13 protein-coding genes are annotated in these 21,370 nt (G+C 67.1%); 9 read left to right on the forward strand and 4 right to left on the reverse strand.

Annotated elements, in window-relative coordinates; genetic code table 11:
• Nucleotides 1–28 precede the first annotated feature (28 nt).
• Nucleotides 29–2,344, reverse strand: coding sequence for an EAL domain-containing protein (locus AB4Y34_RS09440; RefSeq protein ID WP_368715861.1), 2,316 nt, complete (start codon nt 2,342–2,344; stop codon nt 29–31).
• Between the two features lie 497 nt (nt 2,345–2,841).
• Between AB4Y34_RS09440 and bcsD the strand changes: the two genes are divergently transcribed.
• The 8 genes from bcsD to AB4Y34_RS09480 all read left to right on the forward strand — a co-directional run bounded on the left by bcsD (nt 2,842) and on the right by AB4Y34_RS09480 (nt 18,700).
• Nucleotides 2,842–3,297 carry a cellulose biosynthesis protein BcsD gene (bcsD, locus tag AB4Y34_RS09445; protein WP_176366713.1) on the forward strand — a complete coding sequence of 152 codons (456 nt, stop codon included), beginning with the start codon at nt 2,842–2,844 and terminating at the stop codon, nt 3,295–3,297.
• A 174-nt stretch (nt 3,298–3,471) separates the two neighbouring features.
• Complete coding sequence (bcsP, locus tag AB4Y34_RS09450) at nt 3,472–4,335, forward strand: cellulose biosynthesis protein BcsP (protein WP_368715862.1); 864 nt, start codon at nt 3,472–3,474, stop codon at nt 4,333–4,335.
• Nucleotides 4,332–5,120, forward strand: a complete 789-nt coding sequence (gene bcsQ / locus AB4Y34_RS09455; RefSeq protein WP_176380988.1) for a cellulose biosynthesis protein BcsQ — start codon at nt 4,332–4,334, stop codon at nt 5,118–5,120. Before bcsP ends, bcsQ begins: the two co-directional genes overlap by 4 nt.
• A complete protein-coding gene (bcsA, locus tag AB4Y34_RS09460) occupies nt 5,117–7,324 on the forward strand; it encodes a UDP-forming cellulose synthase catalytic subunit (protein ID WP_176380989.1) in 2,208 nt (735 codons plus the stop codon). The genes bcsQ and bcsA overlap by 4 nt, the downstream gene beginning before the upstream one ends.
• A 15-nt stretch (nt 7,325–7,339) precedes the next feature.
• Nucleotides 7,340–9,868 carry a cellulose biosynthesis cyclic di-GMP-binding regulatory protein BcsB gene (bcsB, locus tag AB4Y34_RS09465; protein ID WP_176380990.1) on the forward strand — a complete coding sequence of 843 codons (2,529 nt, stop codon included), beginning with the start codon at nt 7,340–7,342 and terminating at the stop codon, nt 9,866–9,868.
• 20 nt (nt 9,869–9,888) lie between these two features.
• Nucleotides 9,889–11,076 carry a cellulose synthase complex periplasmic endoglucanase BcsZ gene (gene bcsZ / locus AB4Y34_RS09470; RefSeq protein ID WP_368715863.1) on the forward strand — a complete coding sequence of 396 codons (1,188 nt, stop codon included), beginning with the start codon at nt 9,889–9,891 and terminating at the stop codon, nt 11,074–11,076.
• On the forward strand, nt 11,067–15,719 hold the full coding sequence (locus AB4Y34_RS09475) for a cellulose synthase subunit BcsC-related outer membrane protein (RefSeq protein ID WP_368715864.1): 4,653 nt from the start codon (nt 11,067–11,069) through the stop codon (nt 15,717–15,719). The genes bcsZ and AB4Y34_RS09475 overlap by 10 nt, the downstream gene beginning before the upstream one ends.
• Before the next feature lie 320 nt (nt 15,720–16,039).
• Entirely contained in the window at nt 16,040–18,700 is a 2,661-nt protein-coding gene (locus tag AB4Y34_RS09480) for a response regulator (protein WP_368715865.1), read from the forward strand.
• Between the two features lie 63 nt (nt 18,701–18,763).
• Here the strand turns inward: AB4Y34_RS09480 and AB4Y34_RS09485 are convergent, their stop codons facing one another.
• Entirely contained in the window at nt 18,764–18,967 is a 204-nt protein-coding gene (locus AB4Y34_RS09485; protein ID WP_368715866.1) for a hypothetical protein, read from the reverse strand.
• On the opposite strand from AB4Y34_RS09485, the gene AB4Y34_RS09490 reads away from it, so the two are divergent.
• Nucleotides 18,966–19,232 (forward strand): hypothetical protein, encoded by a 267-nt coding sequence (locus AB4Y34_RS09490; protein WP_176107821.1) that lies wholly within the window; start codon nt 18,966–18,968, stop codon nt 19,230–19,232. The genes AB4Y34_RS09485 and AB4Y34_RS09490 overlap by 2 nt on opposite strands.
• A 36-nt stretch (nt 19,233–19,268) precedes the next feature.
• Here AB4Y34_RS09490 and AB4Y34_RS09495 read toward each other — a convergent pair whose 3' ends face one another.
• Nucleotides 19,269–20,639 (reverse strand): ATP-binding protein, encoded by a 1,371-nt coding sequence (locus AB4Y34_RS09495; protein ID WP_368715867.1) that lies wholly within the window; start codon nt 20,637–20,639, stop codon nt 19,269–19,271.
• Complete coding sequence (locus AB4Y34_RS09500; protein WP_176124814.1) at nt 20,636–21,349, reverse strand: response regulator; 714 nt, start codon at nt 21,347–21,349, stop codon at nt 20,636–20,638. Before AB4Y34_RS09500 ends, AB4Y34_RS09495 begins: the two co-directional genes overlap by 4 nt.
• Nucleotides 21,350–21,370: the final 21 nt, after the last annotated feature.

Consider the following 21,370-nt stretch of genomic DNA (forward strand, 5'->3'; position numbering starts at 1 on the left):
CGCCCCCATCCGCGGACGCGGCCTTCCCCTACTCCCCCGCCGGCCAAGGCAAGCCTCGCGCCGACCAATCCAGCTCGACCCCCATCACACAGCGCCCGCGCGCTGATTGCACGGCGAGTGTCACCGCGATGCACGGCCGCCCGCTCGCGAGCGACAGATACGGATTACTGGTGATCGCCTCGCCGGGCAGCAGCACCGCATTGCGGAAGTACGGCCGATGATCCCAGCGCGCATCGCGCGGATTCGCGACCGGCTGCAGCGACGCGGCGTCCTTGCACCATGCCGGCCCGCGCACCTCGTGACCGATCTGGCGGCCGGTATCGTCGAGAAGGAAGCAGCTGATGCAACGCTTGAAGGTCGCGAGCAGCGCGAACGCGTCGTCCATCGTGACGCCGGCGCGCAAGCCGTCGGCCGCGCGCCGCAGTTCGACCCGGTACGGCTCCAGCTCGGATTCGAACAATGCATACTGATGCGCGCGGCCCTGCGCGATCACGTCGAATGCATCGTCGATCTGGCGATGCACCGACTCGGGCGGCGCGATCTCGACAGCGGGCCGCCCGAGCAGATAGCCCTGCGCGAAATCGACATTCGACTCGACCGCGAGAATCAGCTCGTCGGTCGTCTCGACCCCTTCGACGACCACCAGCATCCCCGCCTGATGCAGCAGCGACACGAGCTTCGGCAGGATCGGCTGCTGCGTGCCGTGCGTGGTCGCGCGAATCAGCTCGCCGTCGAGCTTCACGATGTCCGGCCGAATCCGCAGCAGCCGGTCGAGGTTCGACTGGCCCGCGCCGAAGTCGTCGACGGCGATCAGGAAGCCGTGCTGGCGATAGCGCGCCGCCGCGCGCGACATCTCGTCGACGCTGCCGCCATGCGATTCGAGGATCTCCAGAATCACGCGCTCGGGTTCGAGCCCCGCGGCGCGCACGATCTTCGTCAACTGGTCGGCATAGCCGTCGGCGACGAAGGTGGACGGCAGGATGTTCAGGAACAGCCACGCATCGCCGGGCAGCGCGCGGCGCGCGTTGCCGAGATGCACCGCGTGGCTCGCGCGGTCGAGCGCGCCTTCGTCGCTCGACGGCTTCGGCGCGAACATCACGACCGGCGGCACCAGCGTGCCGTCGTCGTGCTCGCCGCGCAGCAGCGCCTCGAAACCGACCTGCTTCTGATGCGACAGGCTGTAGAGCGGCTGGAAGTGCGAGATCAGATAGAAGTCTTCCCAGCGGTAACGCGGCGCAAGCACGTCGTCGAACGGCGGCTGCAGCGCGTCGAACGGTAGCGCGCGCTCCGCGCAGACACGGTTGCGGCCCGTCTGCTTCGCCCGCAGCAACGCTTCGTCCGCGCGATCGAGCAGCACCATGAAGCTTTCGCCGCGCCGGTGCTCGGCCACGCCGAAGCTCGCGGTGAGATTGCCGTCCGGCCGTTCGATCGCGGCGATGTCGAGGCGCAGCCGCTCGGCGAATTGCAGCGCGCCGGTGAGGTCGTCGTCGATCAGCAGCGCGAACTCTTCACCGCCGATGCGGCTCACGCTGTGGTAAAGCGCGACCGCGTCCTTCAGCACCTGCGCGACCTGAAACAGCGCATGGTCGCCGACCGCATGGCCGAAGCGGTCGTTGAGCGACTTGAAGCTGTCGATGTCGAGGAAGATCGCGCTGATCTGCGCGCCCGGTGCCAGCGTCTCGAGTCGTCCCTCCGCGTGCTTGACGAACGAGCGGCGGTTTTGCAGGCCTGTCAGCGAATCGGTTGCGGCGAGCTGGGCGAGCTGGCTTTCGAGCAGAAAGTGATTGCGCCGGAAATGGTAGAAGGCGAAATGGAACACCGCCGTCGTCGGCGCGCCGATCGCGATGACCCACGTCCACACGGCCACGTCGACCTCGGGCGCATGAGTTTTGCCGCGCAGCAGCGCGATGGCCACCGCGTAGAACAGCGCGCTGCCGGTCGCGAAATGCACGGGCGTGAGCCATATCGGCGCCGCGCAGATCGGTATCACGACGAACGCCGGCAAGAGCCACGGCAACGGCTGTGCCAGGCCTTGCGCGTTCAGCACGAGCCCGCCCATCAGCACCAGCTCATACGCGACACAGATTGCGCCGAACAGCGCCGTCGTTTTCGTGGATGGGATCGCCAGTACCAGCAGCGCAAGCACGAACGCGCACAGTAGCCGGTACCCGAGCGGCGCGGCCGGTGCGCCGACCAGTTCGCGCGCCGCCACCATCGACAGGAACGCAAGCACCGTGAAGCCCAGCTTCACGAGGGCAAGCGGCCGCTGATGCTCGAGCGAGCGCTGGTGAAAGCGCTCACGCATACTCGGCTGGGACAGGTGCTGCGTTGGGATGGCAGACATAGAGGCTGATCAGGCTGGGTTTCCGGTCACTCCGCCAATGGTTATCGGCAAACGTTCGATAAACATTTATGGCTAACGTTCGCCGCGTACCCATTACGAATCGTTTTGAATCGGAGATCGTTCTCGGCCATTGCCGGCAAGCGACGATAACTTTCATTACGGTTTCACGCAATTCCGCAATTCGATTCGCGCGAATTACCACTCGCCGAATGCATGATTTCTATGTTGCGCGAGCCTTTTTGCATGAAGCGAAGGCAAACGTTTCAATTTAGTTTGAATCAGCAAAAATTACGTAATTCATGTGTCTCGAATGCGCATCAATGGAAATTGGCTAAAAGTCACTGTCTTAAGTAGACTTCTGACGAGTGTGCCGGACACGCTAGACATTCCGGTAGAAATGACGTAAATGGCGCGCCGTGCGATTGCCGAACGACTCCGCTGCTCAATTGGGCAAACGTTTGCGAATGCGCAACGGGCAGCGACCACTTCCGAAAAACATGGTCCCAATCCTCGAATATCTGCTCGAACGCCAGATCTCACCGCAGTGGCGCGGCATGCTGAGCGCGCTGGCGAGCGAGTTCGAAGCGCAAATCGGCCGCGACGAATTGCGTCAGCTGATGCATCGCGTCGGCAATCGTTTCGCGCTCGCGCATCCACTGCCCGCCTGCTCATCGACGGCCGAGCTCGAGCAGGTGTTGAACGCTCACTGGGATCAGATGGATTGGGGTTATGTCGCACTCGCCGATGAGGCGGAGTCGCTGCGCATCATTCACTATTGCGCGCCGCTGCCGGCCTTCGGCGATTCGGCGCTCGCCTGGACGCCGGCGTTTCTCGAAGGCGCCTATCAGACGTGGTTGAGCGCGTTGGGCGCGCAGGGTTTGTCGGTCGTGCAGACGAGCGCATTCGGCGAGGACAGCTCGCTCGAATTCCGCCTCGGCCGTCATCCCGCCTGAGCATCAGCGGCTCTGCGGAACGACATACCAGGTTCAAGACAGTGCGGTAGTAATGCAAAAAATGTGCGACGTCGATACAGCCGACGCGTGGAAGCAGGAAAGGCAGTTCAAATAAAACAGCGCTCCGAGACATTGGCTCGGGGCAATGCACGGTATGTACCAGACGACGGCATCATGAGTTCATCGAGCGACATCGAAAAACTGTTCGAGCAATTCGGCGGCGACGCCAACGCGTACCAGGAGATCGGTCGCGAAAACGACGCGCGCGCCGCGCGCACTCGTTGGCCGCTGCTCGTCACGCTCGAACTGACGCAGCCGGCCATTCCGGCGATCGGCCAGCTTCGCGACCCGAAACAGCAGCCGCCGGCGAGCGTGGCGCCACGGCCCGTCGCCGTCCATGAAGACACGACGCCGAAAGACATGGCATCGGTGACGCGCGCGAAGGCGCCGCTGTTCACGCGCCCTCACCGGCGTGACATTCCACCGGTGCCGGCGACTTCCGCGCAGCCTGCGGCGCCGAGTGGCGCGTCGCGCTTCAGTACCCCTGATGAACCCGACGAGGCCGCCGCGCGCGCGGCGGCGGGCGTCGCGTCATCGGGCATCGCTGCCGCGCCGGGCGCGCCGGCTGCTGCCCCACCCGCGCCTATCGCGCCTATCGCGCCGATCCCGCCGATCTCGGCACCGGCTCTGGCAGCGTCGCAAGCTTCGGTTCCACCGACCGCGCCCGCATGGGTCGCACCCAGCGTCAGCGTCAGCGCCGCACCGGCAGCGCCGATGCAACCGTTACAGGCCACGCAACCTACCTACGCTGTCCCGCCCGCGCAACCGGCCCAGCCACCGTCGATCCTCGGCAAGATGTTTGCCGCGCAGAACCCATCCGCGCCGCCGCAAGCTGCGGTGCCCGCGCCCCAAACCACGTCGCTGAACTCGCTCTTCGACCGTCTGCGCGGCACGCCCGGGCAAGGCGCGCAGCCATCCGGCGGTCCCGCGCGCGGCGGCTTCCCGTCCTGGCTCACCAACGGTTCGCGTCGGCCATGAAAGTCATTGCCGTGGTATCGGCCAAAGGCGGGGTCGGCAAGACCACCCTCGCCGCCAATCTCGCCTCCGTGCTCGCCAACAGCGGCCGGCGCGTGATCGCGCTCGATCTCGATCCGCAGAACGCCTTGCGTCTGCACTTCGGCGTGCCGCTCGACAGCATCGACGGCGTGTCGCGCGCAACGCTCTCCGGCAACCCGTGGCAAACCGTGATGTTCGATGGCATCGACGGCGTGACGGTGCTGCCCTATGGCGCGCTGCTGGAAGATGATCGCCGCCGCCTCGAGGCGCATATCGACCAGCATCCGCAATGGCTCGCGCAGTCGCTGCAGAACCTGCGGCTCGATGCGTCCGACATCGTCATCATCGACACGCCGCCCGGCTCGTCGGTCTACGTGCGAACCGCGTTGAGCGCGGCCACCTTCGCGCTGAACATCGTGCTCGCCGACGCCGCGTCGTACGCGGCGATCCCGCACATGGAGCGGCTCATCGAAACCTACGCGGCGCCGCGCGCGGACTTCGGCGGCGTCGGCTACGTGGTCAACCAGATCGACCAGTCGCGCCAGCTGACCAAGGACGTGCTGAAGGTGTTGCGCCAGATGCTCGCCGGCAAGGTGTTCCCCGGCGTGATTCATCTCGATGAAGGCGTCAGCGAAGCGCTCGCCTGCGACACGACGCTGATCCACTACGATCCACTGAGCCAGGCCGCCGCCGATTTGCGCGCGTGCGGCGCGTGGCTCATGGCGGCGCTCGACGCGATCGCCGCCCAGCCGAGGAACGTCGCATGAGCAGACCAGCCTCCTCCCGCGAACCCGAGGGCGGCGAGCCTTCGCGGTTCGAACGCTTCATCGAAGCGAACTTCTGGAACAGCCGCATCGTCACCGGGCTCGTCACGCTGCTCGCGCTGTACATGCTGTACTTCGTGTTCACGGTGCCGCTCGAGTTCTATCAGCAGCTGACCTTCGCGACGCTGTGCTTCGTGCTCGCGCTGATGTTTCGGCGTCTGCCCGGCCGCTACGCGACGATGGTGATGATCATGCTGTCGATCGTCGCGTCGGGCCGCTACATGTACTGGCGTCTGACCGAAACGACCGGCTGGGAGCAGCCGCTCGACGCCGCCTGGGGTTTGCTGCTCGTCTCCGCCGAGGTTTACGCGACGCTCGTGCTGATGCTCGGCTACTTCCAGACCGCGTGGCCGCTCAAGCGCAAGCCGATGCCGCTGCCCGCCAATCGCGACGAATGGCCGACCGTCGACGTGTTCATCCCGACCTACAACGAGCCGCTCGCTGTCGTGAAGCCGACCGTCTACGCGGCGCTCGCGCTCGACTACCCGGCCGACAAGATGTCGATCCACGTGCTCGACGACGGCCGCCGCCCCGAGTTCAAGGCGTTCTGCGAGGAAGTCGGCGTGAACTGGACGATCCGCACGCACAACCGTCACGCGAAGGCCGGCAACATCAACGAGGCGATGAAGATCACGAGCGGCGAGTACCTCGCGATCTTCGACTGCGATCACATCCCGACCCGCTCGTTCCTGCAGATCGGCCTCGGCTGGTTCCTGCGCGACAAGCTGCTGTCGATGCTGCAAACGCCGCACCACTTCTTCTCCCCCGACCCGTTCGAGCGCAACCTCGGCACCTTCCGCAAGGTGCCGAACGAAGGCGAGCTGTTCTACGGCCTCGTGCAGGACGGCAACGATCTGTGGAACGCGACGTTCTTCTGCGGCTCGTGCGCGCTGTTGCGCCGGAGCATGGTCGAAGAGATCGGCGGCATCGCGGTGGAAACCGTGACCGAAGACGCGCACACCGCACTGAAGCTGCACCGCCTCGGCTACACCACCGCGTATCTGGCGATTCCGCAGGCCGCCGGCCTCGCGACCGAAAGCCTGTCGGGTCACATCGGCCAGCGCATCCGCTGGGCGCGCGGCATGACGCAGATCTTCCGGATCGACAATCCGCTCACCGGCAAGGGGCTGAAGATCGGCCAGCGGCTCTGTTATCTGAACGCGATGATGCACTTCTTCTACGGCGTGCCGCGTCTCGTGTTCCTGACCGCGCCGCTGTCGTACCTGTTCTTCGGCGCGCATGTGATCGAAGCGGCGGCCAGCACGATCGCGATCTACGCGCTGCCGCACATGATGCACGCGAGCATCACGAACTCGCGGATGCAGCGGATGTTCCGCCATTCGTTCTGGGCCGAGGTGTACGAGTCGGTGCTCGCGTCGTACATCACCGCGCCGACGCTGCTCGCGCTGATCAATCCGAAGCTCGGCAAGTTCAACGTGACGGCCAAGGGCGGCGTGATCGAGAAGAGCTACTTCGACTGGTCGATCTCGCGGCCGTATCTGTTCCTGCTGCTGCTGAACCTGCTCGGGTTCCTCGCGGGTCTCGTGCACATCTATCTGAACTGGCACGTGCGCAGCATCGTCGAGACCACGCTGCTCAATCTCGCGTGGACCAGCTACAACATGCTGATCCTCGGCGCGAGCGTGGCCGCCGCGAGCGAGCGTCGCCAGATCCGCGCGGTGCCCCGCGTCGCGATGAAGATGCCGGTGATGCTGAAGTTCTCGACCGGCCGCACGCTCGCATGCGAAACGATCGACTACTCGGAAGGCGGTGTCGGTGTCGCGCTGCCCAGCATGATCGAAGTGCCGATGCAGGAGCCCGTGACCGTGTCGCTATTCCGCGGCGACGAAGAGTACGCGTTTCCCGCCACCGTCAGTTTTACCGGGCCGGGCCGCGTGGGCCTGCGCTTTTCGTCGTTGTCGCCCGAACAGGAGTACGAGTTCGTGAAGACCACCTTCGCCCGCGCGGACGCGTGGACCGGCTGGGCCGAGGGACGCGAGACGGACACGCCGCTGCGCGGCCTGTCGCATGTGCTGAGGGTCGGCGTGCGCGGCATCGCGGGTCTGTTCGAGCATCTGTACGACGACTTGCGCAGTTCGATCAAAAGCCGTCCCGCGGACGTCAAGAAGCTAAAAACGAAAGACTGATCTATAGGCTACCGGATGCCGAACGACAAGATCGAACACCCGGCTCACGGGCGCAACAGCACGGAACCCCAAGCGCGTCTGTTCGCCCTCCACGGCTCGCGACACTCGCGGCGAATCATGCGCGGCGTCGCCTGCTGGCTTGCGCTGCAGACCGCGCTGACGTCGTTCGTACCGCTCGCTGAAGCGGCTGCTCCGGCTGCTGCGCCGGCAGCCGCCGCCGCGGCGCAAACCCCGCAAGTCGCGACCGGTGTCGGCAACGTGCCCGCGCCGAGCGCGGCGGTACCGTTCGATCCGAACGCCATCGCTCAGGACCAGCTCGCCGCGCCGACGCCCGCGCTCGCGGCGTCGTCGGTGAAGGCGCTCGGCATGCGCACGCCGACTACCGCCGAGCCCGGCACGCTGGTGCCCGGAGGCCGTCGGCAAACGCTAACGTTTGCCGACTTCGGCGCGCTCGACCCGCTTCAACTGCGCGGCGTCGACGGCCAGAACGGCATCGCGTTCTCGGTGCGCGGCGACGAGGTCGTGACCGGCGCGACGCTGCATCTGATCTACAGCTACTCGCCCGCGCTGCTGGCGAACCTGTCGCAACTGAAGGTGCTGATCAACGGTGAAGTCGCCGCGACACTGCCGCTGCCGCACGAGCAGGCCGGCATGCTGGTCGCGCGCGACATCACGATCGATCCGCGCTTCATCACCGAGTTCAACCACCTGAACCTGCAACTGATCGGCCATTACACGACCGCCTGCGAAGACCCCGCGAACTCGTCGCTGTGGGCGACGATCAGCAACGCGAGCTCGCTCGACCTGACCTACTCGTCGCTCGCGACGAAGGCGGAACTGGCCGCGCTGCCGCAGCCGTTCTTCGACCGCCGCGACGTGCGCCGCCTCGAACTGCCGTTCGTGTTCGCGCAGAAACCCGGCAACGGCACGCTCGAAGCGGCCGGCATCGTCGCGTCATGGTTCGGCTCGCTCGCCGGCTATCGCGGCGCGCTGTTTCCGACCCAGCTCGACAACCCGCCGCTGTCAGGCAACGCGGTCGTGTTCGCGACCAGCGACCAGCATCCGGCCGGCGTGACGATTCCCGAGATCACCGGGCCGACCATCGCGGTGGTCGAGCGCGATGCGAACGCACGCGGCAAGCTGCTGCTCGTGCTCGGCCGCGACGAGGCCGAGCTGAAGACCGCCGCGAAGTCGCTCGGCATCGGCCATAGCACGCTGTCCGGCGCGAGCGCGACGATCACGTCGCTGAACGCGATCACGCCGCGCGTGCCGTACGACGCGCCGAACTGGCTGGCGACCGACCGCGCGGTGCGCTTCGGCGAACTCGCCGATCCGAAGGACCTGACCGTGTTCGGCTACGACGCCGACGCGGTGCGCATCAACATGCGTGTGGCGCCCGATCTGTTCATGTGGCACACGCGCGGCGCGCCGATCGCTCTGCGCTATCGCTACACGGTGCGACCCAAGCGCGACCGCTCGTCGCTGAACATCAGCGTGAACAACGGCTTCGTGCAGGCGCTGCCGATTCCGGCACGCTCTACGTCGGTGTTCGAGCTGAGCCGCTACTTCAACCTGATCATGCCCGACGGCACCGCCGACGCGCGCCGCAACATCCGCATCCCGCCGCTCCTGATGACGCCGCGCACACAGCTGCGCCTGCACTTCTACTACGACATCCCGAACACCGGCGAATGCACGGGCCGCCTACTGCAGAACGTGGTCGGCGCGATCGATCCTAACTCGACGATCGATCTGTCGTCGTTCCCGCACTACATGGCGCTGCCCGACCTGGCCGCGTTCGCCAACAGCGGCTTCCCGTTCACGCGGATGGCGGATCTCTCCGAAACCGCCGTCGTGCTGCCGGACGACCCGGACGCGAGCGACTACAGCCTGTATCTGCTGACGATGGGCCGGATGGGCGAATCGACCGGCTTTCCGGTCGCCGGTGTGACCGTCACCCATGCGGCCGACGTCGACCACTTCGCCGACAAGGACCTGCTGGTATTCGGCGCGCCCGGCAAGCAGCCGCTGCTGCAGCGCTGGTCGAAGTCGATGCCGTTCTCCAGTAACGGCGACGCGCACACGTTCCAGCTCACCGACCTCGTGTTCAAGCTGCGCGACTGGTGGCACGGCGAGCGCGGCGTCGAGCGCACACCCGCGCGCGCCGATCTGACGATGGTCAGCTCGAACGGCGCGGCGCTCTTGACCGGCTTCGAGTCGCCGCTGCAGAGCGGCCGCAGCGCGGTTGCGCTGATCAGCGCGGCCGGTCCGTCGGACGCCGACCTGTCCGCCGCGCTGCTCGACGCCGACGTGCTGCCGAAGATTCAAGGCGCGATGGCCGTGATCCATGGCACCGACGTCACCATCACGTCGAACGGCTCCGCATACTATGTCGGCCATTTGTCGCCGCAGGAGTATCTGCGCTGGGCGCTGTCGTCGCATCCGCTGCTGCTGTTGTTCGGCGGCGTGCTCGCCGCGCTGATCATCGCGGGCCTGTGCTACCGGACGCTGCGCGCGCTTGCCGCGCGTCGACTGAAGGACTGATGGAAACGGATATGACTCGTATGCGGTTTTGGATCGACAGAAGAAGCTCTTTTGCGCTCGCGCTCGGGATCGGCATCGCGGCGTCGGCGAGTCTTGCGGCTTCGAGCGGCACCGCGCAGGCCGCGCAGAACGGCGCCGCCTGCGGCGACTGGAGCGCCTGGCGAACCTTCGTGCAACGTTTCGTGCAGGCCGACGGCCGCGTGATCGACTACTCGACGCCGACCCAGCAGACCACCTCGGAAGGCCAGTCCTACGCGCTCTTTTTCGCGCTGGTCGCCAACGACCGGGCGACCTTCGACAAGCTGCTCGGCTGGACCCGCGCGAATCTCGCGGGCGACCAGTTCGACCCGCAGAATCTGCGGCTGCCCGCGTGGCAATGGGGCAAAAAGCCAGACGGCTCGTACGGCGTGCTCGATCCGAATTCGGCATCGGATTCCGATCTCTGGATCGCCTACGATCTGTTGCAGGCGGGCCGTCTGTGGCACAACCCCGCCTACACGCAGCTCGGTCAGGCGCTGGCCGAGCGCATCGCGCACGACGAAGTCGCGAATCTGTCCGGCCTCGGGCCGATGCTGCTGCCGGGCGCGCAGGGTTTCAGGAACGGCAGCGTCACGCGTCTGAACCCGAGCTATCTGCCGCTGCCGGTACTGCGCGCGCTCGCGCACGAGGTGCCGGACGGCCCGTGGACCAAGCTTGCCGACAACGCCTACCAGTTCGTCAAAACCGTGTCGCCGCAAGGCTTCGCGCCCGACTGGGCGGCGTGGCAAAACGGCCGGTTCGTCGTCGATCCGAAGAATGGCGACGTCGGCAGTTACGACGCGATCCGCGTCTATCTGTGGGCCGGCCTCGCGTCGCCCGCCGATCCGCTCGCGAAGCCGTGGCTCGGCGCGCTCGGCGGCATGCGCGCGAAGGTCGCGCAGAACGGCTTCCCGCCGGAGAAGGTGTCGTCAACCACTGGCGCGTCGAGCGGCGAAGGCCCGCTCAGCTACTGGGGCGCGCTCGCGCCGTACTTCAAGACGCTGGGCGACGAGCACGGCCTCGGCCTCGCGCGCACGCGGCTCGCCGCGCTCGACGCGAGCGTGCCGGGCCGCGAACCGGTGTACTACGATCGTGTGCTGGGTCTGTTCGGCACGGGGTTCATCGATGGCCGCTTCCGCTTCGATGAAGCCGGCAGCCTCGTGCCCGCGTGGAGGGCCGCATGCGATTGAACGCTCTGGCCGCGTCGCTGCGCATCGCGCTGTCCGTCGGCGCGGTGCTCTGCGCGGCCGCGGCCGCGCCCGATGCGCTCGCGCAGGCGACCCAGGATCCGCTCACCGTGCTGATCGATCAGGGCAAGTACTGGCAGTCGCATCAGCGCGGCGATCTCGCCGAGCAGGCCTGGCAGAAGGTGCTCAGCATCGATCCGAAGCAGCCCGACGCGCTGTTCGGCATGGGCATGGTGCTGGCCGACCGCAAGGACGGCGCCGGCGCGCAGCAGTACCTCGCGCGGCTGAAGGCGGCCGCGCCGAACTATCCGAATCTCGATGAGCTCGGCCGCCGGCTGGGCCAGACCAGCCCGCGCGATCAGACGATCAACGAAGCGCGCCGGCTCGCGCAAGCCGGTCAGAGCGCGAGCGCGGTGCAGGAGTATCAGCGCGCGCTGACCGGCAAGCCCGCCACGCCGCAGTTGCAACTGGAGTACTACCAGGCGCTGTCGGCGACGCCGCAGGGCTGTGACGAAGCGCGCCGGGGCCTCGAACAGCTCGCGCACGACAACCCGAACGACCCGCGCTTCGCACTCGCGTACGCACAGCATCTGACCTATCGCGACGTCACGCGGCGCGACGGTATCGCGCGGCTGCAGAAGCTCGCAGGCGACACCTCGGTCGGCGCGGCGGCGAAAAAAAGCTGGCGCCAGGCGCTGCTGTGGCTCGATGCGCGGCCCTCCGACGCCGCGCTGTACGAGTCGTTTTTCCAGACCGCCGGGGAAGACGCCGCGGTGAAGGCGCGCTTCGACTCGATGGTGCAGCAGGACAGCGCGGCGCGCGCCCGCGCGCAGCAAAACGCCGCCGCCGCCGCCGACGCGCGCGGACGCGTGATCGCCGAGGGCTTCGCCGCGCTCGACCGCGACGATATCGTGACCGCGCGCGCCAGGTTCTCGTCGGTGCTCGCAAACAGTCCTAACGATACCGACGCGCTAGGCGGCATGGGCATCGCAGCGCTGAAGCAGGAGCATTTCGCCGACGCGCGCAACTACCTGGAGCGCGCCTCGCGCGGCCCCAATCCGGCGCGCTGGAAAACCGCACTCGACAGCGCGACCTACTGGACCTACACGAGCGAAGCGATCGGCGCGCGCAGCAACGGCGAGTTCGCGAAGGCGAAGGCGCTGTTCGAGCGCGCGATCGCGCTGAATCCTTCGGACGTGACCGCGCAGGTGCAACTGGGCGAAATGCTGCTTCAGACCGGCGACCCGGCCGGCGCCGAGCAGGCGTACCGGATGGCGCTGCGCCGGCAGGCCGACAACCCGGACGCGATTCGCGGCCTCGTCGGCGCGCTCGCCGCGCAGGGCCGCGCCGACGAGGCGCTGCAGTTCGCCAATGCGTTGAACGCGGAGCAACAGGCGAAGGTCGGCGGCATCGACCGTTTGCGCGGCGACGCGCAGGCGGCGCAGGCGCGCGCGGCCGAAGCGCGCGGCGATCTCGGCACCGCGCGCAGCCTGTTCGAGGACGCGCTGCTAAACAAGCCCGACGATCCGTGGCTGCGGCTCGACCTCGCGCGCATCTACGTGCGCCAGGGCGCGGTCGCGAATGCGCGCAGCATGATGGACGGCCTGCTCGCCACCCATCCGGACATGACCGATGCGCTGTACGCGAGCGCGCTGCTGTCGGCGGAAACCCAGGACTGGTCGACCGGTCTCGCGCAGCTCGACCGCATTGCGCCCGCGCAGCGCACCGACGCGATGACGACGCTGCAGCATCGGCTGTGGGTGCATCAGCAGGCCGACCTCGCGACGCGCATGGCGAAGAACGGCCAGACGCAGCAGGCCATCGCGACCTTGCGCGCCGCCGAGCCGGTGGCCGGCAGCAACCCCGAGCTGATCGGCGTGATCGCCGGCGCGTACCAGCAGGCCGGCGATCCGAGCCGTGCGCTGAGTCTGGTGCGCGCCGCGATGAGTGCGGCGCCGGGCAACACCGATCTGCTGCTGCAATACGCGGGCATTCTGTCCGCGGCCAACCAGCAGGCCGAGCTCGGCAACGTGATGCGCCAGTTGCAGAGCATGCAGCTGACGCCGCAGCAGCGCACCGACTTCGACAACCTGAATCTCGGCATCGTCGTCCGGCAGGCTGACGCGGTACGTCTGCGCGGCGATCTCGCGAGCGCCTACGAGGTGATCGCGCCGTGGCTCGCCGCGATGCCCGACAACCCCGACCTGCAGGCCGCGCTCGGCCGCATGTACGCGAGCGCGGGCGACGACCGCAACGCGCTCACGAGCTTCCGCGTCGCGCTGCAACGCCGCCCCGACGACCTAAGCCTGCTGCAGGCGGCGATCTCCGCCGCGGCCGGCTCGAAGCAGTTCAGCTACGCCGAAACGCTCGCGAACCAGGCGCTTGCCCTCGCACCGAACGATCCGGGCGTGCTCGCGACCGTGGGCCGCATGTATCGCGCCCAGGGCAAGCTGTCGCTCGCGTCGACCTATCTGCAACGCTCGCTGGTCGCGGCCAATACGCCGCTGGTCGCGAACGCGCCCCGTACCGCAGGCGGCAACGTGCCGCGCGGCTGGGAAGCGGCGATGAGCCAGATCGGCGCGACGCCGCTGCCGGGCACCAATCCCTTCGAAGGCAAGACGGCGATCGCGACTTCGAGCGACGCCGACCATGCCGCGCGTCCCGCGCTTCCGCTCCTGAATACGCAGTCTTCCTCGCCGACGCAGACCGTGCCGAACTATCCGCCGCCCCCTCCGCCCGCGCCGTATGTCGCGCCTTATACGGCGCCCGCCGCGGCGCCTTATAACGCGCCTGCCGCGCCGCCCGCACCCGTTGCTGCCCCGTATGGAGCGCCCCGCTCCGCCGCCGAAGTCGGCGGCTACGGCCAGGAAGCCTACGGCTCGAGCCAGTCGGGCGCGCCGTTGCAGCCTTATCCGGGCCAAGGCCCTGCGCCCATGCAGCCGATGCCGCAGCAGCAATACAACGCGGGTTATCCGCAGCCGCAGCCTTATGCGCAGCAGCCGGCGTATCCGCAGCAGCCCTACGGCGCGCAGGACGGCTATGCAGCCACACCTTGGCCGATGTCGCCGGCCGCGCGCGAAGCGCAGGCCAACGCCGCATCGACGACGCCGCTGCCGTACGGATCGACACGCACCAGCGCAAAGAACAACACGAAGAAGAGCACCGCGAAAACGAGCCAACCCGCGCCGGTCTACGCGCAGCAACCGCCGCCGTATCCGCAGCAGCAGGGCTACGCGCAGCCGTATCAGCCGTACCAGCCGTACCCGCAGCAGCAGCCCTATCAACCGCAGCCGCCATACCCGAATCAGGGCTACTACGCGCAGCAGCCGTACATTCCGCAACCGCCGGCCGGCTACGCGCAGCCGTACTACCCGCCCAGCGGCAACACACAGAACAACCCGCAGACGAACGCCGCGAACGCGCAGACGCTCGGCGTCGCGGAAGAGCTCGCGCAGATCAATCGCGAGCAGTCGAGCACCGTGTCGGGCGGCCTGATCTTCCGCAATCGCGTCGGGGAGGACGGCCTGTCGTCGCTCACCGACATCGAGGCGCCGATCCAGGGGCGCATCAAGGCGGGCAACGGCCACGTGATCGTGAGCGCGACCCCGGTCACGCTCGACGCCGGCACCGCGTCGAACAGCACCTCGACGCTCGCGCGCTTCGGCGCGGGGCTTTCGACCGACTCGTCAAAGAACGCCGCGCAAAACGGCACCAACAACTACGGCAGCCAGACCGCGAGCGGTGTGGGCCTGTCGGTCGGCTACGACAGCCGCAGCATCAGCGGCGATATCGGCGTGACGCCGATCGGCTTCCGCGAGACCAACATCGTCGGCGGCGCGCAATACAACGGCGGCATCACCGACAAGGTGTCGTACTCGATCGCGGTCGCGCGGCGCGCGGTGACGGACAGCCTGCTGTCGTACGCGGGCGCGCGCGATGCGGCCGCCGGCCTCGAATGGGGCGGCGTCACATCGACCGGCGCGCGCGCCAGCCTCACGTGGGACGACGACACGAGCGGCCTGTACGTGAACGCGTCGTATCAGCATTACATGGGCACCAATGTGCCGAGCAACAACGCGGTCAAGGGCGGCGGCGGCGTCTACACGCGTCTGCTGAAAGACGCCGACCAGACGCTGACGGTCGGCGTGAACACGACGATCATGGGCTACAACCGCAATCTGTCGTTCTTCACGTACGGCCAGGGCGGCTACTTCAGTCCGCAGCAGTACGTGATCCTGAATCTGCCGGTCGAATGGTCGGGCCGCACAGGCCTGTTTACGTACGACGTGAAAGGCTCGATCGGCGTGCAGCATTACCGCGAGGACGCGTCGAACTACTTCCCGCTAAACGACGGCTCGTCGCGCCAGGGCGACGCGGCCGCCGCCGCGCAATCCCTCGGCAACGGTCTGACCGCCGTCTACCCGGGGCAGAGCAAGACCGGTGTGTCGTATTCGATCAGCGGCGTCGGCGAATATCAGCTCGCGCCGCAGCTCGCGGTCGGCGCAACCGCGTCGTTCGGCAACGCTTATGAGTATCGCGAGTGGCTTGCGGCCGTGTACGTGCGCTATAGCTTCAACAAGCAGACCGGTTTGCAGCCGTTCCCGCCAGTGCCGTTGACTTCGCAGTATCTGTCGTTGTCCAACTGACGCCTCAGTTTCATTCGCATCCCCTCGCGTAGCGCGTACCGCGCGTATCGATCCACGCCGGAAATGCGGGCGCTTCTTCCGCTTTCGCTGTGCAGCAAACGCACTTCGCGGTAAATGTTGCCCGTGCATCGAACGACGTGCCGAATCGGTACGTTTTCGGACATGGCTGCTTACCCGGCAAAACCCCGAATAGCGTCCGCGAAGCATCAACGGTATGGCGATGTGCCATACAATAATTGCAGCTCGCGAGGCTGCGCGAAGCCTGCGAAGCTTCGGTCCCGAGCCGATCATTTTCGACGTGAATTCAGGTGGAGCGCTGCATGCCTTTTCCGGCAGAAGACTACGGCTGCGCCGGCTGGCGCGGCGAGATGGCGCGACGCATCAGCGAATTCGACTGGCGCGCGACCAGCCTCGGCGCGATCGAAAACTGGCAGCGCAGTCTGACCTCGACGGTCCTGACGATGCTCGCGTCGCCGATGCCGCTCGTGCTGTTGTGGGACGAGCCCGGCTACATGATCTACAACGACGCCTATGCGGTCTTCGCGGGCGGCCGGCATCCGTATCTGCTCGGCCGTCCGATCGAAGACGGCTGGCCCGAAGTCGCCGACTTCAATCGTCACGTAATGGCCACCTGTCTCGCCGGCGGCACGCTGTCGTATCGCGACAAGGCGCTCGTGCTGCTGCGCGACGGCAAGCCGGAAGACGTGTGGATGGACCTGTACTACAGCCCGGTCGCGGGCGATAGCGGCGCGCCGGCCGGTGTGCTCTCGATGGTCGTCGAAACCACCGGGCGCGTGCTCACCGAGCGCCTGCGCCAGCAAGCCGAAACCGAACTGCACGAGACCAACGAGCGCCTGCAACTTGCACTGAACACCGGCGCGGTGCTCGGCACCTGGGTGCTCGACGTGCGCACGGGCGAGGTCACCGGCGACGAACGCTTCGCGCGCACCTTTTCATTTGGGCGCGATACAGCGTCGAAAGGCGTCGCGCGCGATGCGGCCACGCAGATCATCCATCCCGACGACCAGGAGCTCAACGACCGCCTGACCGCCGAAGCGATCCGCAGCGGCGAGCCGTTTCGCGCCGAGTACCGGATCCGGCGTCCCGGCGGCGGCTATATGTGGGTGCAGGCGAACGGCCGCTGCCAGTTCGACGAACACGGCGAACCAACGCGCTTTCCGGGCGTGCTGATCGACATTCACGAGCGCAAGATCGCCGAACAGCAGCTTCTTCAGCTGACCGAAACACTCGAACAGCGCGTCGCCGATTCGATCGCGGCGCGCGCGCTCGCCGAGGAGCAGCTGCGCCAGGCGCAGAAGATGGAAGCGATCGGCGGCCTGACGGGCGGCGTCGCGCACGACTTCAACAACGTGCTGCAGGTGATCAACGGCAATCTGCAGATGCTCGCCGCTGACGCCGACGACAACCCGGTCACCCAGCGGCGTCTATCCGCCGCAACCGATGCCGTCAGACGCGGCGCGAAGCTCGCCGCGCATCTGCTCGCGTTCGCGCGGCGTCAGCCGCTGTCGCCGACCGTGCTGAATCCACGCCGCCTGCTGACCGGCATGAGCGAGATGCTGCACCGCGCGCTCGGCGAAACGGTGCGGATCGACACGGTGCTCAGCGACGATCTGTGGAACGTGCAGGTCGATCGCAATCAGCTCGAAAACGCGCTGCTCAATCTCGCGATCAATGCACGCGACGCGATGCGCACCGACGGCGTGCTCACCGTGCGCGCGACCAACCGCACGCTCGACGCCGCGTTCTGCCGCGGCAAACCCGACCTGTCGCCCGGCGAATACGTGGAGTTCTCGGTTGCCGACACCGGTTCGGGGATGCCGCCCGAAGTGCTGCAACACGTGTTCGAACCGTTCTTCACGACCAAGCCCGACGGCCACGGCACCGGCCTTGGCCTGTCCATGGTGTTCGGCTTCGCGCGACAAAGCGGCGGACAGGTGTCGATCGAAAGCGAAGTGGGACGCGGCACGACCGTGTCGCTGTTCTTTCCGCGCTGCTGCGAGGCGGAGACGCCGGAGACCGTCGACGGCACCGCGGCATCGGTCGGCGGCGGCGAAACGATACTCGTCGTCGAGGATGATGCCGACGTGCGGCTAACCGCGGTCGAAATGCTCGCGCAGCTCGGCTACAAGGTGCTGACCGCGTCGAATGGCGACGCGGCGCTCGAGTTCATCGACAGCGACGTGCCGATCGATCTGTTGTTCACCGACGTCGTGATGCCGGGCAAGCTGAAGAGCGTCGAGCTCGCGCAACGCGCGGCCGCGCGCACGCCGCCGCTGCCCACGCTGTTCACATCGGGCTATACGCGCGACGAAATCGTCCACCACGGCAAGCTCGACGCGGGCATCACGCTGCTGTCGAAGCCATACCGGCGCGACGACCTCGCCCGTATGGTGCGTCACGTTCTACGTGCGGGCGCCACCCGCGCGGACCGCGCGGCCGAGATGCGAGAAGCGCGTATCGCCGCATGTGTTCCGCCCGCGGCGTACGAAACCGTCGACACGTATGGCGCGACGAAGGCGCCGCAGAAAACGTCGAAAAAAGAGCCGAAGAAAAGGCCGCAAAAGGCGGCCCAGCCGCGCGCGGCCCAGGAAGCCGCACGGGTGCTGTTCGTCGAGGACGACACCGAATCGCGCGAGGCGCTTGGCGAACTGCTCGGCGCGCTAGGTCTCGCGTGCACCGCTGTCGCGAGCGCGGAAGCAGCGCTGCCGCTCGCGAACACGCAACACTACGACGTGCTGTTGACCGACCTCACGCTGCCCGGTATGTCCGGCGATGAACTCGCGCGCGCCGTGCGGCAAGTGCAGCCCGCGATCCGCGTGCTGCTGGTGTCGGGCTACGGTCGCAGCGCGGAGATCGGGGCGGCGATTCCGGGTGCGCGGCTCCTCGGCAAGCCGCTCGATATCGCGCAGTTGCGGCACGAGTTCGCGCAATGGCTCGATCACACTGAAGCGGCGTCCTAGTCCAAACACCGAACCTCCGCCGCCGTGGCGTAGGTGTCTTCATGATGCTTCAGACGTGCTACATCAGGTGGCTGCAATGGCGCTTCCCGCGAAGTCGCAAGCCGACGCCTGAAATCGCAGACTGGAATGGCATATATTGTCGGTAAGGATGAGTACCCGCAACGGCGCGGACAACCGCATCAGCCGTGCGCGCGCGGGTATGATGCCGGGCGCGATATCCACCGCGGCCGCTTCCGATGCCGCGTCTTTTGCCACGAGAACCATCATGCCTGCCCAACACGACGAAGCACCCGGCGCTCACGACACGAACGACAAGCCGAAGCGCAAGACGCTGTCCCTGTCCGTGCGCAATCTCCTGATGGTCGCCATTGGCGTGGTGATGTTCGCGATCGTGTCGGGCGTCGTGCTGTACAACCCGATCATGTACGGCGACGAGATCCCGAACTTCGGCATCATCCTGATGCTGACCGTGCCGGTGATCGCGGGCGTCGCGTTTCGAGTCGGGCTCGACGCGTGGCTCGATCGCGAGTGAGCGGCAACAACACCGCGCGCTGCTCCCGTTTCGCGGCTATGCCGCCTCGACCGGCAATACGACCCACACTTCAAGGCCGCCCCCTTCGCGCGGATGAAACTGCAGGCCGCCGCCGTGCAGCCGTGCGATCCGCTCGACGATCGACAGACCCAGCCCCGTGCCGCCGCTGTGCGCACGCGCATTGCGGCCACGCTGGAACGGCGCCTTCAGCTTTTCCAGCTCCTGCGCCGTCAAACCTTTGCCGCGATCGCAGACCGCGACCGTCACCGCTTCCCGCGTCGCCCACGTGCGCACCGCAAGCCCGCTGCCGCCGTAGACGATCGCGTTCTGCATCAGGTTCATCAGCAGCCGCATCATGCTGATCGGCCGATATGAAACGGCCGGCAAATTGCCCAACGAAAGTTCGAACTCATGCCCGAGCCCGGCGAAGTCGCCCGCGAGCCGTTCGATCAGCGCGTTCAGATCGCCGGGCTGCGCTTCCTCGCGCTCGCCGCTGCCCGCGTAGTCCATGAACTGCTGCAGGATCGTCTCGATCTGGTCCAGATACGATTCGGCGGCGATCACGAAGCTGCTGTCGGCCCCCTGCGGTATCGCCATCGCCATCGACAGGCGCAGCTTCGTCAACGGCGTGCGGATGTCGTGCGAGATGCCCGCGAGCATCAACGCACGCGTCGCTTCGGCGTCCTGTAACGCGCGCGTCATCTGATTAAATGCGCTGCCCACGGCGGCGATTTCGGCGGGGCCGTCGGTCGGCAGCGGCGCGGGCAGATCGCCGGCGCTTACGCGGCGCGCCGCTTGCGTGAGCTCGTGCAAGGGTTCGTTCAGATGCAGCTGGATCGCGTAGCCGGCGAGCGCGGCAAGCACGCCGAGACCCAACGACAGGAAGATCGCCACTTCGAGGCCGCTGCCCTGCGCGTCCTCGGGAACCGGCAGCGCAATCCAGTATGGCGCGCTCGCCAGGCCCGCCGCGTTGCCGGCGCCGGCAAGCGACCCATGCATGCGAATCCACAGCCGCTGTGCGCCCTCGGTCTGCCAGCGCGCGGGCATATCGGCGGGCAAATGCTTTTGCAGGCTGTCGATGAACACGCCGCGCTGATAGGTGCGATACGCGTGCAACAGATCGTGCGGCGGCGTGTCGGTCGCTTCGGGGGGCAATTGCTCGCGCGCGTCGAGTAGTGCGGTCAGCGCCGCGCGCGAGGCGGGCGGAGTGGCGGCGAGCAGGTTGTCGAGCGTCGTCACGTAGGTCGCGAACACGGCCGCCGCGCGCTCGACCCGTGGCCGCTGCACGTAATGCAGCAGCACGACGATCGAGCAGATCTGGCTCAGCATCACGAGCGCGATCAATAGCGCGATGTTGCGCGCGAGCAGCGTGCGCGGCAGCAGCCTGCGTGACAGCGAGCGCATCATGATTCGACATCGGCGACGAGCATGTAGCCGACGCCCCAGACGGTACGAATGAAACGCGGCTTCGACGGGTCGTCCTCGACGATCTGCCGCAGCCGCAGCACCTGCACGTCGATGCTGCGATCGAGCGCATCGTGGTCGCGCCCTCGCGCACGCGCGAGCAGGTTGTCGCGGCTCACCGCGCGATTCGGCGACGACGCGAGCGCGACCAGCAGCAGCATCTGCGCGGAATGAATCTCGAGCGGCTCGCCCGCGCGCGACAGTTCCTGCTTGCCGACGTCGAGCGTGAAGTTGCCGAAACGCACGCGCTGCGACGTCACCGTGACGTCGCCGGCGGCCATCTTCTGGCGGCGCAGCAGCGCATTGATTCGCGCCACCAGCTCGCGCGGCAGGAACGGCTTCGCGAGGTAGTCGTCGGCGCCGGTTTCGAGGCCGGTCACCCGATCGAGCGGATCGCCCTTCGCGGTCAGCATCAGGATCGGCAAGGTCTGCCCTTGCGCGCGCAGCTTCGCGCAAATCTCGAGGCCGTCCTCTTCGCCGATCATCAGATCGAGTATCAGCAGATCGAACGGCTCTCGCTCCAGGTAGCGGTTCAGACGCTTGCCGTCTTCGGCCGCGCGCACGTCGAAACCGTGGCCGCGCAGGAAGCGCAGCAGCATGTTGCGCAACTCGGCTTCGTCGTCGAGCACGATGATCCTGGCGGGGCGTTCCATCCGAAAGCTCCTCGATGTCCG

Source organism: Paraburkholderia sp. BR10954 (genome assembly GCF_040965775.1).
Lineage (GTDB): Bacteria > Pseudomonadota > Gammaproteobacteria > Burkholderiales > Burkholderiaceae > Paraburkholderia > Paraburkholderia youngii.

Bases quoted from the DNA above. Each gene is read 5' to 3' on its own strand.
- bcsB (WP_176380990.1), top strand. From the start codon at position 7,340: ATGCCGAACGACAAGATCGAACACCCGGCTCACGGGCGCAACAGCACG.
- AB4Y34_RS09480 (WP_368715865.1), top strand. From the start codon at position 16,040: ATGCCTTTTCCGGCAGAAGACTACGGCTGCGCCGGCTGGCGCGGCGAG.
- AB4Y34_RS09495 (WP_368715867.1), bottom strand. From the start codon at position 20,639: ATGATGCGCTCGCTGTCACGCAGGCTGCTGCCGCGCACGCTGCTCGCG.
- AB4Y34_RS09440 (WP_368715861.1), bottom strand. From the start codon at position 2,344: ATGTCTGCCATCCCAACGCAGCACCTGTCCCAGCCGAGTATGCGTGAG.
- bcsZ (WP_368715863.1), top strand. From the start codon at position 9,889: ATGCGGTTTTGGATCGACAGAAGAAGCTCTTTTGCGCTCGCGCTCGGG.
- AB4Y34_RS09485 (WP_368715866.1), bottom strand. From the start codon at position 18,967: ATGATGGTTCTCGTGGCAAAAGACGCGGCATCGGAAGCGGCCGCGGTG.
- bcsP (WP_368715862.1), top strand. From the start codon at position 3,472: ATGAGTTCATCGAGCGACATCGAAAAACTGTTCGAGCAATTCGGCGGC.
- AB4Y34_RS09490 (WP_176107821.1), top strand. From the start codon at position 18,966: ATGCCTGCCCAACACGACGAAGCACCCGGCGCTCACGACACGAACGAC.
- AB4Y34_RS09500 (WP_176124814.1), bottom strand. From the start codon at position 21,349: ATGGAACGCCCCGCCAGGATCATCGTGCTCGACGACGAAGCCGAGTTG.
- bcsD (WP_176366713.1), top strand. From the start codon at position 2,842: ATGGTCCCAATCCTCGAATATCTGCTCGAACGCCAGATCTCACCGCAG.
- AB4Y34_RS09475 (WP_368715864.1), top strand. From the start codon at position 11,067: ATGCGATTGAACGCTCTGGCCGCGTCGCTGCGCATCGCGCTGTCCGTC.
- bcsQ (WP_176380988.1), top strand. From the start codon at position 4,332: ATGAAAGTCATTGCCGTGGTATCGGCCAAAGGCGGGGTCGGCAAGACC.
- bcsA (WP_176380989.1), top strand. From the start codon at position 5,117: ATGAGCAGACCAGCCTCCTCCCGCGAACCCGAGGGCGGCGAGCCTTCG.